Raw genomic sequence first — 13,121 nt, 5'->3', positions numbered from 1 at the left:
GTGATATTACCAGAACAGTAATATCACTCTTTCTTGTATTCTCGCAGGCTAACATGTGAGCATGTTATACGATTTGCCGAGGCGAAGCACTACTTAAAGCTGCTTGTAGTAGTTGAACGTGGCTTGTGCGTACAATAAGAGTGACTATATCCTATATCCAAGTCAGTACCCTACGGCGAAAGCCGAGGGCTTGGAGTTGTGTCTGAACTCCACCGCAATTCAGCATACCGTTTCAGGCGTGCTGCTTTGGCTTCATCGTCCGACACAGAAGGCGCGTACTGACAAGAGGCCCGTTCCTCTCCAGTCTTGCCGGATAAGAAGCGTTCGCATCGCAATGTTTCTTGCACCAACCAGATCGGCATGGAGCGTGTACTGACAATTCTGACAGACGAAGAGCAATCCTTTGTTGGGTCTATTCTCTTTGCAGGTGTGCCCACATTTGGGGCACGCTTGCGAGGTAGAGTTGGCATCGACCTTGATCGCCATACTTCGATGTAAGAGCGCTTTATAGGCAATCATGCTATGCAACTCAGCGAAGGACCATTTGGAGAAGGTACGATTGGCTTTTCGCTGTTTTGCATTTTTGCCTTTGCGTCGTTTGGTACGCTCTCGAATGTCTGTCAGATGCTCCAGTCCAATCAAGCTTTGAGGGTGCTGTAGGACAATCCGCTTACTCACGACATGATTGGTATTCTGCTTCAACCGTCTCTCTCGTCCACTGATAGCAACGAGCCTTCTTGTCGCTGAACGAGTGCCTTTCTTTTGCAGACGTTTTCTCAGTCGTGCGTAGTGGTTTGCCTTGGGGACAATCTGTTTGCCTGAATGGAAGGTGCAATCCCCTTGCATCGTCGCCGTGACGGCAAGGTATCGCATCCCCACATCCACTCCAACGGCTTGCTTGTGTGTTTCAGGTGTAGGATCAGCCGTCTCAATTTCAAGAGAGACAAGGAGGTAAAATTGTTTCTTGGGCTTGTCATACCAGAGTTTCGATGCACCAATCTCCGCTCCACGCTGGATCAATGCCACATGCTTATTGTAGCCAGTATAGGGCACGATAACACGTCCCTCAAGGGTCAGGATGCTCACCTGCTGCTCTTTCTTGAAGGTGTAGTCTTTCTTGTACTGATAGGTCAACGTGGGGGAGATGAACTAGGGAGCCTTATCAAGCCCTTTGTAGCGTTTCTTGGTCTTCCCTTCCTTACGATGAACAGCATTGTTCTTGACCTTTGTCCAGAGGGTTTTATACGAGGCACCAACTTGGCGAGGAACAGAACAGGCCATTTGCGAAGGCAGATGAAAACGGAGGCGGATCTCTTCGTAGGTGGCATCTTGCAAACGAACAGCATTGCTCATCTTGCCATGCGCAAAGGCGTACTGGCTCACATAGTTGAGAGAATCCCGATACGCCAGTTGCGTTGTACGTAATGCCTTGAATTGCTCGGGCGTTGTATTTAATTTGAGTTTCGCTGTTACTACCGTTTGCATACGCTAAATTATACCATAGTTTTCATCTGACTGTCAATAATACATGAGCAGATGAGAGAATGTCTACGGCGTATTCCACCCAAGCCACCGACAAAGGAACGCCGCATTCCTCCCCATGCCTGAAAGGGCAGGGGCATCCTGCGGCGTTTTGGGTGAATCTGAGGGGAGGTATCTTATTGTGAGTGACTTACCGTGGCTTGCGAGCCTGCTGAAATCGAGAAATACCATTGATGGTAAGATTGCCACGTTGATCGGACACACGGCCCAGGTCGGGAATGTGGCCGAGTATATCGCTGCGACTATCTTTCACATAGAGCTTGATGAATCGGGGAAACGTCGGGGCTATGATGGGCATTTCACTTCGGGTCCGCTTGCGGGCCAGACGATCGATGTCCAGTGGCACCCCAGGCGCGATGGACAAATGAACATCAAGACGGATGCGCTTCCAGACTATTATCTGGTGTTTACGGGACCAGAGACTACAACGCCGAGCTTTGCGAATCCCTGGCTGATTGATTCTATCTTTCTCTTCCATGCGGGCGAATTACTCAATGCCTTACGTGAGCGTGGCGTCCAACTAGGAAGTGGTACCAGTGTCACTGGCCCATTATGGGAGCGTGCAGAGATTTACCCTATTCCCAGGAATACACGGCTGCGGGTCTCAGAAGAGGAACGTAAACTGCTCATACTCTTTAGTTGACCCAAAAGGCCCTTTGGGAATTATTTGAAGGAATACAGTGTTTCTTTATTGGTAAATGTATTTTTTGCCCACATAAGCCCCAGTGTTTGTGGAGGGGCAAAGCGATTCATCTATATCGTGCATATTGTCGATAGAATGGTGTTGGCGGCTCTTTATCACAGAGTTATACACGCATCAAATAATAGTAGGTGTTCAAATTGTCTGAAACAAGTGCAAACGACTGGAATAGCAAGATCATTGAGGAGTTCCGTGCGAATGAGGGCAAGGTAGGTGGCCCTTTTGAGGGCGGCACGCTGCTTTTGTTGACCACGACGGGAGCGAAGAGTGGCAAGCAGCGCGTGAATCCTCTGGCTTATCTGCCTGATGGCGAGCGTTATGTTATCTTTGCCTCCAAGGCTGGTGCGCCCACCAATCCTGATTGGTATCATAACCTTGTGGCTCATCCCCAGGTGAAGCTTGAGGTAGGCACCGAAGCGTTTGAGGCGACGGCCACCGAAGTCACTGGCGAAGAGCGCGACCGGCTCTATGCAGGAATCGTGGAGCGTATGCCTGGCTTTGGTGACTACGAAAAGAAGACCACGCGCAAGATTCCTGTGATAGCCCTGGAGCGCCAGTAAGCCCGCTACTGGCGTACGCGGCTACTGAAGAAACATACACAGTGAGCTGATTGGGCAAATCGCCCAATCAGCTCACTGTGTATGTTGACAGATGTGCTTGTGTGTCACTATAATAGAGATATTCTAGACGAAAGCGAGGTGCCCCGATGGGTACCATCTTCATCACTCGCGCCCGGGTGTAGCCGCGGCGTGAGGGAAACATTTTAATCCTCCTTCCCCTATCCTCAAAAGACATATACGGGAGCGCCGTATCCTCATTTTCTGGCTACACCTCCATACCTCCTATTCATTTCTCAATGTTGCATCACACATTATGGAGGTAGCCGCTGTATGGCTTCACACGATATTCCTGCTGTGCCACAAACAGACGAACAGGTTCCCGAGGCGGTCGTGCCCCGTTCATTCTGGCTCAACCGGGCTTTTGGCTTGCTCTGGAGTGGTCAGACTGTCTCCTTGCTTGGTTCACACATTACTGGTTCGGCCATCCCATTTATCGCTATCATGCTTCTGGGGGCCACGCCCTTGCAAGTCGGGCTGCTCTCTCTCTTCGCCAGTCTGCCTACCTTGCTTTTTAGTCTACCAATAGGCGCCTGGGTTGATCGCCTGCCACGCCGTCCCATGCTAGTGCTGGCCGATATGGGCCGGGGGCTATTGTTGCTTAGCTTGCCTATAGCGGTGTTGTTTGGACAGATTTCACTGTTCCAACTTTTGCTGGTTGCCTTTCTTACAAGCACGCTCACCATCTGCTTTGATACGGCCTATCAAGCCTTTCTCCCCCAGGTCGTGCGCCATGCACAACTGGTTGAGGGCAATAGTAAGCTTGGAACCAGCGAGTCCCTGGCTGAGGTGGCTGGGCCACCCCTGGCGGGCGTGCTAATTCAGTGGTTAAGTGCGCCCCTGGCAGTATTCTTTGACGCGCTAAGCTTTCTCTTCTCGGCCTTGAGCATTGGCCTGATTCACTCTGGAGAGATAGAGCTTGTGCCAGTTGTTGAGGAGCGCGCCTCGCTGTGGGAAGATATGCGGAGTGGGCTGAGAATACTTTTCTCCTATCCGCTTCTGCGTACCTTGGCGATCTATGACACGCTCAAGGCTTTTTGTGCTGGTGTTTTCGCACTGTACGCTATCTTTGTGTTGCGCGATCTGCATTTGAGTCCTGTGCTCTATGGGATTCTGATTGCCGTGGGAGGCGTCAGCGCGCTGATAGGCTCGTTTCTTGCCCCTGCGCTTATCCAGCGCTATGGCGCACGGCGTGCCCTGCTCTATGGCTTGATTGTGGACAAACTGACCGCTCTGGCGACCCCGCTGGCCTTTGGTGGCCCCTCACTGGCCTTCGCACTGCTGGCGCTGGCGCAGATGGGCGACATTGGATATGCGCTCTTCTCAATTAATGAGATCAGCCTGCGCCAGCAGCAGATTCCCGCGCACCAGTTGGGGCGTGTTAATGCCGCCATTAACTTTCTCGTCAACGGGATTGGGCCACTGGGTGCCCTGCTAGCAGGTCTGCTTGCCGAAGTTATAGGTGTACGCTATACGTTGTTGTGTGGGGTGTGTGCCATGATGCTCAATGCTGCCTGGCTGGCAGTTGTCTTGTGGAGGCAGAAATAGAGAGTATGTATGGGCTTTGGGCATTCGCCCGAAGCCCATTCTTATTCTTGTTCACATTTAGAAGCGAGGAGTGAATATGTTATTTCTGGGCTTGCAAAGCCTCCCGAAAGATGTTGTGGTAGATGTCCAGGCATGCTGCTCCCTTGCAGGAGCCAGGTGGATTTCTACCAGGCGATAGTGGCGTTTGGGATCAAGGATGGCCCTGGGCAAGCCGAGGGCGCGGTAGGAGTACTGTTTGCCATTGGGAAGTACCAGCGTTGGGCTGGCCTCGACCCTTAGCTCTTCCCAGCCCTCTTGAGCCTCGCGAAGTACCCGAGCCTTGGTGATGCCACTATCAAAATCGTTGGCGAACTGGCGCATGTCCAGTCCCACCTGCTCGGCAACGGCAAAGAGGACATGGCGCATAGAGATGCAGCGGCTCTGGTCAAAGAAGGCCACACGCAATGACCAATCTAGCTCGGCGGCGAGGTGCAACCCCTGGCGCTCCGCGCATTTGACGGCTTCAAAGGCTGGCCACATGGTGACTGGCCACTCATTGAGAGGGGCGTGCCAGGCTGATAGGGAATCTCTGGCTCTTCAAGCATCAGGGCCGCGGTCTCGTTATCGAGGATGCCCTTAGGCGTTGGCTGATTGTTGCGATACTCCAGGGCTCGAGATTTATAGACAATCTCGATCTGCCCCGCATATTCGGTGCGGAGCTGGCGCAGACGATACGCGTTGACATAAGCGTAGGGGCAGTGCAGATCAGAGTAGCAGGCAATACGTAGCGGCTGTGTCATCTCTCGTCTCTTTCTGTCTACGGCGGTAAGCAGAAAGATTGATCCCGGCGGTTGGCCGACGCTGCTAAATACCCTGAAGGGCACAGGGCACGCGTCTACATATAATACGGGCATATGTAGATGTGTGCTTTAAAAGCAGAGCAAGAAAAGCGGCAGATTGTTTTTGTAGACGAATCGGGCTTTTATCTGTTGCCGATGGCGGTGCGCACCTCTGCTCCTGTGGGCCAAACGCCGGTCCTGTGGGTGCCGCTGACGTATGACCACATCTCGGCTATTGGTGCGCTGACCCCCGAGGGACGACTCCTCATGCAGACGCAAGAACGCTCGTACAAGGGGCCTGATGTGGTGTGTTTTCTGCGACTGCTTTTACGCGAGATCCCAGGCAAATTGCTCATCATCTGGGATGGTTCTGCCATTCATCGCTGCCAGGTCGTCAAAGACTTCTTGGCTCAGGGCGCTGCTGCACGCATTCACCTGGAACGCTTGCCTGCCTACGCACCCGAGCTCAATCCCCAGGAAGGGGTCTGGAATCTGCTCAAACGCCGTGAACTCAAGAATCGCTGTTGCAAAGATCTGTCTGAGCTTGAGCACGAACTGCTGCTCGCCCGCGCCAGGCTTAGGCATCGCAGGCACGCTCTGCATCACTGTTTTCTTCATGCTGGCTACGCTCTTTAGGTTTTTATGCTGAGATCAATAGAAAAGGGAGTGGAAAGAGGCTCTCCTTGGAGAGAGTTTCAGCCACAGATAGAAACTATCTGTGGCTTTTTTGTCTTTATGACTGTGTCAAAAATGCCTAGAGAAATCTTGTATCAATTAATAGAGGATTAGACCACACAAAAAATCATGAATTTATAGAAATTTGTCGCTTCTATTAGGCTCATATATAAGTTATACTAGAAAAAAAACCAGGAGGACATTATGGCTTTACAACAAACAGAAATTGCAAATAAGAAGGGTCAACAGAAAACAACTACAGACAGGGTTATCTTGTATGAAACCTTCTTATCTGTTCTTGATGACTATCAACTCGAGGTCGACAATTCAAAGTGGTATTTCAAGACCTGGGAAATAGAAGAAGAAGATGCTATTAGAGCTCTTTCTACTGCTTCTTATGTTGAGAGAGTTGATTCCGGTTTAGGATTATTAGATCGTGTATGTGGAGACTATAATTTTGCTGGAAAACCAGAAGGAGAAGGGCCAGCTGATCGTTTCATCGTAGTACATCCACAAATGCCTGGTAAGTTATTTTCACATACCCTACGAACTATTATTCAGAATTACCGAGGAATTAACGGAGGAATTAAAGAGAGAGCTGATTATTGGTTGGGGATACCATATCGATGGTTTGAGGTAGACGCACTGACATTCCCAAACTCAGGGGAAGAAAAAGCGGTAGAGCCACACGATCTGGTGAAGAACGCAGAAAAACTTGTGAAAATGAACTCGAACAAGGAGGCCGTCATCATTTAATGCGGCTCTACCGAAAAGCAAAAGCTATTGACAATAGCTAACGCGATGTGCATGTTCTTAGCGTGACCACTCGTGCCTGCGGCGCTCGTTGGGGTAGGAGGTGTGGTGTGTGCTGGTGGCCGCCAGCCACCAGCACACACCACACCTCCTACCAGAAAGAACTTGCACATGGGGTTAACTACATAATTTATACTAATTTCAAGTTGAGGAGGTGTAAGTGTGCCATGACCTTCTTTATACCCATTCCAGCAGTTCGCTCAGGTGATTAATGATGAGTTGTGGGCGGATATGCTTCTTGCTGAAGTGCTCCAGGTAGATGATACCATCTCTACGCAGGTGGGTCGTTGAGGGTGCAATGATGCCCTGCTCTCTGAGAGAGAGGAGCTGTGAGCGATTGTATTCAGCGACCGAGATCCCTTCGCTTTCGGCCAGGTAGCTCGCGATTTCTGCATAGTTGTAGGGCTTCCAGACGGAGAAGATGCCAAGCTGCTGTGCGCCCCCGACATCGGCGACCAGCGAGTCACCGATCATGATGCTTGTCTCTGCCGTTGTATCACAGGCCTGGAGGGCAAGCTGGAAAATGGTGGGATTCGGCTTGCGGATATGCAGGTCAGCGGAGGTCATAACCTTGTCGAGATCGAAATATTCAAGCAGGCTCATAGTGTGCATATCCTCTTGAAATGAGGGACCTCCCCAGTAACGATTGGTGACCACGCCAAACTGGAAGCGGCGTCGCTGTAGTTCGTTAAGTGTCGAGAGCGCGTCGTCAAACAGCGTGCGCGATTGCGCGATACCGATTTGCATGGTGTCAAAGATTGTCTGGCAGAAAGAGAGATCCAGGTCTGGAGCGCCCAGGGCTGCAAATGCCTGTTGAACCATGGGGCCCCCCTCGGGTTCGATAAATGGATCTTTCTCAATGGTAAGCGCGAATTGTGTCAGGAGGGTGCGCCGGAGCAGGATACCTGCCTCTTCACCTTTTTCTTTGAGAATAGAGAGTGAGGGATATGTCTGGTGGAACAGGTGTATAGCACGCTGATCGGCGGCAAATTCTAGGGGAGCGACCTCGTCATAGGGATTGCGGTGCCAGAGCGTATTGCCCAGGTCGAAGAGCAGACATTGAACACGACGATGAGAGAGTTCTGAGATGATATCTGTCACTATTGTACTCCTTATTTTTTAATGCTTCAGTTGTATTTTATGATTTTTCGGGATAATTCGCCACTTGTTGAGATTATGCCTGGCGGTTGGCGATGTGCAGCAGGATCAGGGTCAGGGTAATGAGCGTAACAAGCGCTAGCGCGCCAATTGCTACATAATCATTCTTTGCCAGGCGGTGCTCTTGAAGTGAGCCTCGGGTCTTGCTAACACCAAAGGCGCGGGCATCAACGACCATGGCCATAGTGGAGGTTGAGCGCAGGGAGCCGATGAGTAGCGGCACCGTAAGCGTTGGCAAGGCGGCACAGACGCGCCCGATATAGTCGGGCCAGGCGGGTAACTCCCACCAGCGCGGCCTGGTCAAATTATAGCCACGCACCTGCATGACCTGGAGCAGAACCGTGGTTCGCTCGATGAGTTGCGGAAGGAAGCGCAGCGCGACCGTGACCGCGAGTCCCACGGCGGGTGGCATGCGGAACTTGTAGAAGGCCCAGATAACCTCAGATGGCTTGGTTGTGAGCAGGAGGATAAGCGTCGCCGAGGCTGCCACCATGACGCGCCCGGTCTGTTGCAGGCCATACAACAAGCCTTCAGTAGAGATGCCGGGCGTGCCTATCCAGTTGAGGGTGGGAGGGAAGGTAAAGAGGAAATGGATATGGCCTGTGAGCGGAACATAGAACATGCCCTGTGACCAGACAATGCCCAGGGCGGGCGTTAGGATCATTGTCAGCACGAGGCGCGCGCGCACAAAGGAGGCCTTAACCAGAATCCAAGGAATGACAGTAATGATCAGCAGCAGGTAGACAAAGTTCCAGTTGAGCAGCACGCTCAAGGTGCCAATCACAAGGGGATAGAGAATCTTGATGCGTGGATCCAGGGAATGGACAAAGGTTGGTCGTGGCTCATAGGAGAAGAGGTGGCGCACCCCCTGGACTCCCACGAGCGTCACCAGGATGATGGGCAGGCTCAAGGGGACCACGAACATCAACAGATAGCCAATGAGTGTCTCTCCGATGAGAGTATGGAATAAGAATTGTTGCAAGTTCGCGATCATGGGTGGGCCTCGATAGACTGAAATGTCTGTAAGAGCGTGGGAAGGTTGAGCGCGACGCGTTGAGCCTGCTGCTCGCAGAGCCGGGCATGTAACTGCGCGATAGGTGGCGAAAGGATGCCGTATTGCTCCAACTCAGCGCTATGGGCAAAGACCTGCTCGGGCGGCCCGTCCATCACGATGCGTGTATCGTGGAGCACAACCATGCGCGTGGCATACTCGGCGACCGCCTGCATATTATGCGTAATCATCAGGTAGGTCAGGCGCTCTCGCTCACGCAACTGTTGTAGAAACTGTAAGAAGGCGCGGGCGTGCTTCTCATCCTGCCCCGTAGTGGGTTCATCCAGGATGAGCACGCGTGGATAGCGTGCCAGGAGCGCGCCGATAGCCAGGCGTTTGCGCTGGCCGTAGCTCAGGTGGAAGGGATTGGTGTGGCGATAGGCCAGCAAATCCACGATTTCAAGCAGGTGCTCCACGCTATAGGAGGTGGGCGTAATGTCTTTGCGCTTGCGCTGGCTCTGCGCACCGAAGAGAAGCTCTTTCTCCACAGTAGGCGTAAAAAGCATTTTATCGGCGGCCTGGAACAGGTAGGCCATATGTTGCGACTGGCGCGAGATCTGGCCGGGGATGACAGGCTTGCCCTCGTACTGGATAGCGCCCAGCGTGGGTGCTTGAAAGCCCATTGCCAGCGAGGCGAGAGAGGTCTTGCCCGCGCCATTGGAGCCGACAAGCGCCAACCATTCCCGTGGCTGAACTGTCAGGTTGATATCGCTGAGAATTGTCTTCTCGCCATAGGCCAGGCCAACCTGCTCCCAGGAGAGTATTGAACTGGCTGAGGAAGAAGCAAGCAAAGAAGCAGGCTCAGGTGAGAACTGCGCGGCCTCACGTTGGAGGGCTTGAGCATAGCGCGTTCCTCTCAGGGCCGCGTGAGCTTCATCGACTGAGAGGGGGAGCACATCGGGAAAGATATCGGGAAGCTGGCGAGCCAGGTGTACCATCTGGGGGATGGCCACACCTGGACGCTCCCAAAGCTCCATCGCGGCGAATGCCTGGTGGGGCGGGGCGTCCACAACGACCTTGCCCTGGTCCATGAGGAGGACGCGGTCAACCCAGGGGATGACCTCGTCAATTTTATGCTCAATCAGGATAATCGTCCAGCCGTAGCGCTTGTTTAAGGTGCGCAAGACGTTGAGGACCTCCTGAGTGCCAACGGGGTCCAGGTCAGAGGTTGGCTCATCGAGCACGAGAACACGTGACTGCATAGCAAGCGTGGCGGCAATGGCTACGCGCTGTTTCTGGCCGCCCGAGAGGGCGAAGATCTCCAGTTTGCGCAATGGCTCCATATGGGTGTAGGCAAGTGCGGTCCGTACTCTGCTTTCGATCTCATCATGGGAGAGTGCGAGATTCTCTGGTCCAAAGGCGACCTCGGACTCAACATCAAGATGCACAAGTTGCTCTTCGGGGCTCTGGAAAACGATCCCGATATGTTGAGCCGCTTCGTGTACCTCCATCGTGCTGATTGGCTTGTCTCCCAGAGAAATGCGTCCTTTGAAAGATCCGGCAATGCGTGATGGAATGAGTCCGGCCAGCGCGAGTGCGAGAGTGGATTTCCCGCACCCGGATGGCCCGGCGAGTAAGACGAACTCGCCTTCAGGTATAGTGAGATTGACAGAGCGAAGGACGGCATGTGAGGAGCCCGCGTAGGTAAACGAGACATTTTTCACATGAACGTCTGGCATAATATTACTCTTGACCCTCTGCTTCCGTGATAGCTGCTGGCTGTGGTACCGAGACTTGTCCAGGCTGGGTGCGTTGAGACAGGACAAAAGCAACGACGGTGATGATGAGGAGCAGCGCGGCAGCGATCAGGACGGTGGCCCCGTCTGAAAGATGGGACATATGGCCGCTGGTATCATCAGGGTTGTAATTAGTCACAACCATGTAGATGCCATCAATTGCCACAAGTAGCGTCAAGATCAGGCCCGCGATGGCGATGCGGCGAAGTGCGACTGGATTCATGATGCGCTCCCCTCTCCAAGGGTGGTATCAGCAGGGACGACGGTTTCTTCCTCTTCGGCCTCCGCCTGCTCAGCAGTGCGCGCGGCGGCTGGATTTACCGACTGCGCGATGCGTACCGCCAACGGACCAGAGATAGCGGCCTCCACGCCGTTGCCGATCAGGTTGAAGAGGGAGTAGAAGAAGATGTAGCCAAGCGTTTTGGCCTCGCCCTGAAGGAAAGGGCTAAGGATAGAACTCTGAATGGTCACGGCGGGAACGGCGCGTAGGGCGCCCATGATCAGGCCATCCACAACCGCTGTCCAATCGGCGCGAGCGAAGACGCGACCACCACGCGCTACAAGATAGAGATCGATAAACAGGCCCTGCAACAGGCCGTATTGCCACATCAGCACATTGATGCCGGAGCCGCTATAGAACAATTGCATCAGAATGTAATTGAGAAATACCATAGCGGTAGCACAGCCGGGCTTGCGTACCAGGGCGACGCCGACCATGAGCAAGAACATGTAGGGCAGGTCATTGAGTGCTAGCAAGTGACCGAAAGGAATAAGCTGAATGATAGGGGTAATGAACTGGTCGCCGATGAGGTTATCGTAGACCTCAAGCAGCACGGCCATGATCGCAATGATAAGGATATCCTGGGTTGTCCAGCGGGCGAATTTGGCTGAGCGGCTACGCTGAAAAATGAAGAAGAGACCAGCGATAACGATAGCCCAGACAATGATGTAGATAATGAGATTGACCTGAGGGGGCAGAGAGACTGTGGTCGTTCCCTGCCATGATGATGGCATCATGTCGGCATCTCCTTAGCTAACGGATGAGTGTAAGAAAGGTGTGGTTAAATAGCTTTAGCAAGAGGAGCACTAGACGCTCCTCTTGGATTAGCTAAATGAAGTATAGAATCTGACTTTTAATCACAGGTAATGCGAGTATGAAATTTATGTAAAACTTGTTAAAAATCACACTTGTTACATTGAAATTGCTGTTACAAAATAAAAAGGGGATGCTGAACGCGACAATTGCCGCGTTCAGCATCCCCTTTACTCTGTGAAAGTTTTCGATGAAGGAGAATGGCTAGGAGATAAACTCCTGGGCGAAGTGGCGGAGGGCATCCGTGTTGGTGCGATCCAGGAAGCCGAGAATGAGTTCTTGTACGCCAGCCTCCTCATATTCCGCCAGGCGCTGGCGAATGGTGGCGGGACTGCCAATAAGGGCGTTATTGATGCGATCTCCGAACTGGTTCTTCACAAAATCAGGAACCTGGGCGAGAGCGGCTGCATCAGTCTCGGCCAGGGAGCAGAATGTGGTCGTAGTGCGGTGAATGCTCTCGTAGTCGCGTTCCACATTTGCGCAGTGATCTTTAATGACGTCGAATTTGTGCTTAATGGTTGTTATATCGCCGCCGACGTTACAGGCGTCGCCATACTGAGCGACCAGTTTGAGCGTGACCTTCTCGCCACCGCCACCAATCAGCAGAGGAATGTGAGGCTTCTGTACGCCCTTAGGCTGGTTGATTGCGCCGCGCACTTGATAGTATTTCCCCTCGAAGACAGCCTCCTCCTGCGTCCACATATTCTTGATGACCTGGACGGCTTCGCGCAGCATACGCAGGCGTTCGGGGGCGTCGGGATACTCATAGCCATAGGCGCGGTACTCATGCTCATACCAGCCCGCGCCGATGCCGAAGTTCAGGCGCCCATGGCTGAGTACATCCACCGTGCTCGCCATCTTGGCGAGGATGGCTGGATTGCGATATCCATTGCACGTTACCATCTGGCCGATGCGCACGCGCTTGGTATCGCGGGCCAGGGCGGCCGTGCTTGTCCAGCACTCAAAGGTGACCTCCTGTGAGGGGCGAGGAATGGTATGAAAGTGATCGACGAGCCAGACCGAGTCAAAGCCAGTTTCGTCGGCGGTCTGCGCGACCCGGGTCATTGTCTCGTATGCCTCAACGGGGTCTTTGATACCTGTCAGGTCCATCGTCCATCCTTGAGGGAGGGAGACGCCAAATTTTAGAGCCATGAAAAACAATACCTCTTCTTTCGTTTTTTTGTTGCCCAGCGCTGCTAAAGCACGCGCCTACATATCATGGTACGGAGCATATCGCACCATATGTAGGCGCGTGCTTTAGCAGCGCTGGGCATCCGACTACAGGACCTTTCAGAAGCATTATAGCATCGATAAAGGCGGCTCTGCTGTTAAGTGCTCAGCCTGTGTATGGACGTAACCTTATATTATCG

At 52.8% G+C, this 13,121-nt stretch carries 13 protein-coding genes and 1 pseudogene; 5 read left to right on the top strand and 9 right to left on the bottom strand.

What is annotated here, in order from left to right; translation table 11 throughout:
* Nucleotides 1-170: 170 nt before the first annotated feature.
* Nucleotides 171-1,485, bottom strand: a pseudogene (locus KRAC_RS44105) (RNA-guided endonuclease InsQ/TnpB family protein).
* Nucleotides 1,486-1,663: 178 nt separating this feature from the next.
* Here KRAC_RS44105 and KRAC_RS44100 point away from each other — a divergent pair.
* From KRAC_RS44100 to KRAC_RS44090, 3 genes are all read left to right on the top strand, one after another.
* Nucleotides 1,664-2,185 carry a cupin domain-containing protein gene (locus KRAC_RS44100; RefSeq protein ID WP_007918500.1) on the top strand — a complete coding sequence of 174 codons (522 nt, stop codon included), beginning with the start codon at nt 1,664-1,666 and terminating at the stop codon, nt 2,183-2,185.
* 197 nt (nt 2,186-2,382) lie between these two features.
* Nucleotides 2,383-2,802, top strand: coding sequence for a nitroreductase family deazaflavin-dependent oxidoreductase (locus KRAC_RS44095; RefSeq protein ID WP_007918499.1), 420 nt, complete (start codon nt 2,383-2,385; stop codon nt 2,800-2,802).
* Nucleotides 2,803-3,132: 330 nt separating this feature from the next.
* Nucleotides 3,133-4,407, top strand: a complete 1,275-nt coding sequence (locus KRAC_RS44090; RefSeq protein ID WP_007918497.1) for an MFS transporter — start codon at nt 3,133-3,135, stop codon at nt 4,405-4,407.
* Nucleotides 4,408-4,464: 57 nt separating this feature from the next.
* Here the strand turns inward: KRAC_RS44090 and KRAC_RS74920 are convergent, their stop codons facing one another.
* Together KRAC_RS74920 and KRAC_RS74915 are read right to left on the bottom strand one after the other, a co-directional pair.
* A complete protein-coding gene (locus KRAC_RS74920) occupies nt 4,465-4,926 on the bottom strand; it encodes a DsbA family oxidoreductase (protein WP_211221429.1) in 462 nt (153 codons plus the stop codon).
* Nucleotides 4,860-5,186, bottom strand: a complete 327-nt coding sequence (locus KRAC_RS74915) for a DsbA family protein (protein ID WP_007918494.1) — start codon at nt 5,184-5,186, stop codon at nt 4,860-4,862. The genes KRAC_RS74920 and KRAC_RS74915 overlap by 67 nt, the downstream gene beginning before the upstream one ends.
* 120 nt (nt 5,187-5,306) lie before the next feature.
* Between KRAC_RS74915 and KRAC_RS44080 the strand changes: the two genes are divergently transcribed.
* Both KRAC_RS44080 and KRAC_RS44075 read left to right on the top strand, forming a co-directional pair.
* Entirely contained in the window at nt 5,307-5,861 is a 555-nt protein-coding gene (locus tag KRAC_RS44080) for an IS630 family transposase (protein WP_007918492.1), read from the top strand.
* A 243-nt stretch (nt 5,862-6,104) separates the two neighbouring features.
* Nucleotides 6,105-6,656 carry a hypothetical protein gene (locus KRAC_RS44075; RefSeq protein WP_007918491.1) on the top strand — a complete coding sequence of 184 codons (552 nt, stop codon included), beginning with the start codon at nt 6,105-6,107 and terminating at the stop codon, nt 6,654-6,656.
* 234 nt (nt 6,657-6,890) lie between these two features.
* On the opposite strand, the gene KRAC_RS44070 is transcribed toward KRAC_RS44075, so the two are convergent.
* The 6 genes from KRAC_RS44070 to KRAC_RS44045 all read right to left on the bottom strand — a co-directional run bounded on the left by KRAC_RS44070 (nt 6,891) and on the right by KRAC_RS44045 (nt 12,903).
* The gene (locus KRAC_RS44070; RefSeq protein ID WP_007918489.1) at nt 6,891-7,814 is read right to left on the bottom strand and encodes an HAD family hydrolase; all 924 of its coding nucleotides are present in this window, start codon (nt 7,812-7,814) and stop codon (nt 6,891-6,893) included.
* 73 nt (nt 7,815-7,887) lie between these two features.
* Nucleotides 7,888-8,865 carry an energy-coupling factor transporter transmembrane component T family protein gene (locus KRAC_RS44065; protein WP_007918488.1) on the bottom strand — a complete coding sequence of 326 codons (978 nt, stop codon included), beginning with the start codon at nt 8,863-8,865 and terminating at the stop codon, nt 7,888-7,890.
* Entirely contained in the window at nt 8,862-10,601 is a 1,740-nt protein-coding gene (locus KRAC_RS44060) for an ABC transporter ATP-binding protein (RefSeq protein ID WP_007918487.1), read from the bottom strand. Before KRAC_RS44060 ends, KRAC_RS44065 begins: the two co-directional genes overlap by 4 nt.
* Before the next feature lie 4 nt (nt 10,602-10,605).
* Complete coding sequence (locus tag KRAC_RS44055; RefSeq protein WP_007918486.1) at nt 10,606-10,881, bottom strand: hypothetical protein; 276 nt, start codon at nt 10,879-10,881, stop codon at nt 10,606-10,608.
* Nucleotides 10,878-11,675 (bottom strand): hypothetical protein, encoded by a 798-nt coding sequence (locus KRAC_RS44050; RefSeq protein ID WP_007918484.1) that lies wholly within the window; start codon nt 11,673-11,675, stop codon nt 10,878-10,880. Before KRAC_RS44050 ends, KRAC_RS44055 begins: the two co-directional genes overlap by 4 nt.
* A 280-nt stretch (nt 11,676-11,955) precedes the next feature.
* On the bottom strand, nt 11,956-12,903 hold the full coding sequence (locus KRAC_RS44045; protein WP_040447143.1) for an LLM class F420-dependent oxidoreductase: 948 nt from the start codon (nt 12,901-12,903) through the stop codon (nt 11,956-11,958).
* Nucleotides 12,904-13,121 lie beyond the last annotated feature (218 nt).

The organism is Ktedonobacter racemifer DSM 44963 (genome assembly GCF_000178855.1).
In the GTDB taxonomy this organism is placed as follows: Bacteria; Chloroflexota; Ktedonobacteria; order Ktedonobacterales; family Ktedonobacteraceae; genus Ktedonobacter; species Ktedonobacter racemifer.
Note: the sequence above shows the minus strand (reverse complement) of the source record. Positions and strands in the feature narration are given on the sequence as shown.

Excerpts from the sequence above, each read along its gene's own strand:
- KRAC_RS44090 (WP_007918497.1), top strand. The coding sequence starts at position 3,133 with ATGGCTTCACACGATATTCCTGCTGTGCCACAAACAGACGAACAGGTT.
- KRAC_RS74920 (WP_211221429.1), bottom strand. The coding sequence starts at position 4,926 with ATGTGGCCAGCCTTTGAAGCCGTCAAATGCGCGGAGCGCCAGGGGTTG.
- KRAC_RS74915 (WP_007918494.1), bottom strand. The coding sequence starts at position 5,186 with ATGACACAGCCGCTACGTATTGCCTGCTACTCTGATCTGCACTGCCCC.
- KRAC_RS44080 (WP_007918492.1), top strand. The coding sequence starts at position 5,307 with ATGTGTGCTTTAAAAGCAGAGCAAGAAAAGCGGCAGATTGTTTTTGTA.
- KRAC_RS44075 (WP_007918491.1), top strand. The coding sequence starts at position 6,105 with ATGGCTTTACAACAAACAGAAATTGCAAATAAGAAGGGTCAACAGAAA.
- KRAC_RS44065 (WP_007918488.1), bottom strand. The coding sequence starts at position 8,865 with ATGATCGCGAACTTGCAACAATTCTTATTCCATACTCTCATCGGAGAG.
- KRAC_RS44060 (WP_007918487.1), bottom strand. The coding sequence starts at position 10,601 with ATGCCAGACGTTCATGTGAAAAATGTCTCGTTTACCTACGCGGGCTCC.
- KRAC_RS44055 (WP_007918486.1), bottom strand. The coding sequence starts at position 10,881 with ATGAATCCAGTCGCACTTCGCCGCATCGCCATCGCGGGCCTGATCTTG.
- KRAC_RS44050 (WP_007918484.1), bottom strand. The coding sequence starts at position 11,675 with ATGATGCCATCATCATGGCAGGGAACGACCACAGTCTCTCTGCCCCCT.
- KRAC_RS44045 (WP_040447143.1), bottom strand. The coding sequence starts at position 12,903 with ATGGCTCTAAAATTTGGCGTCTCCCTCCCTCAAGGATGGACGATGGAC.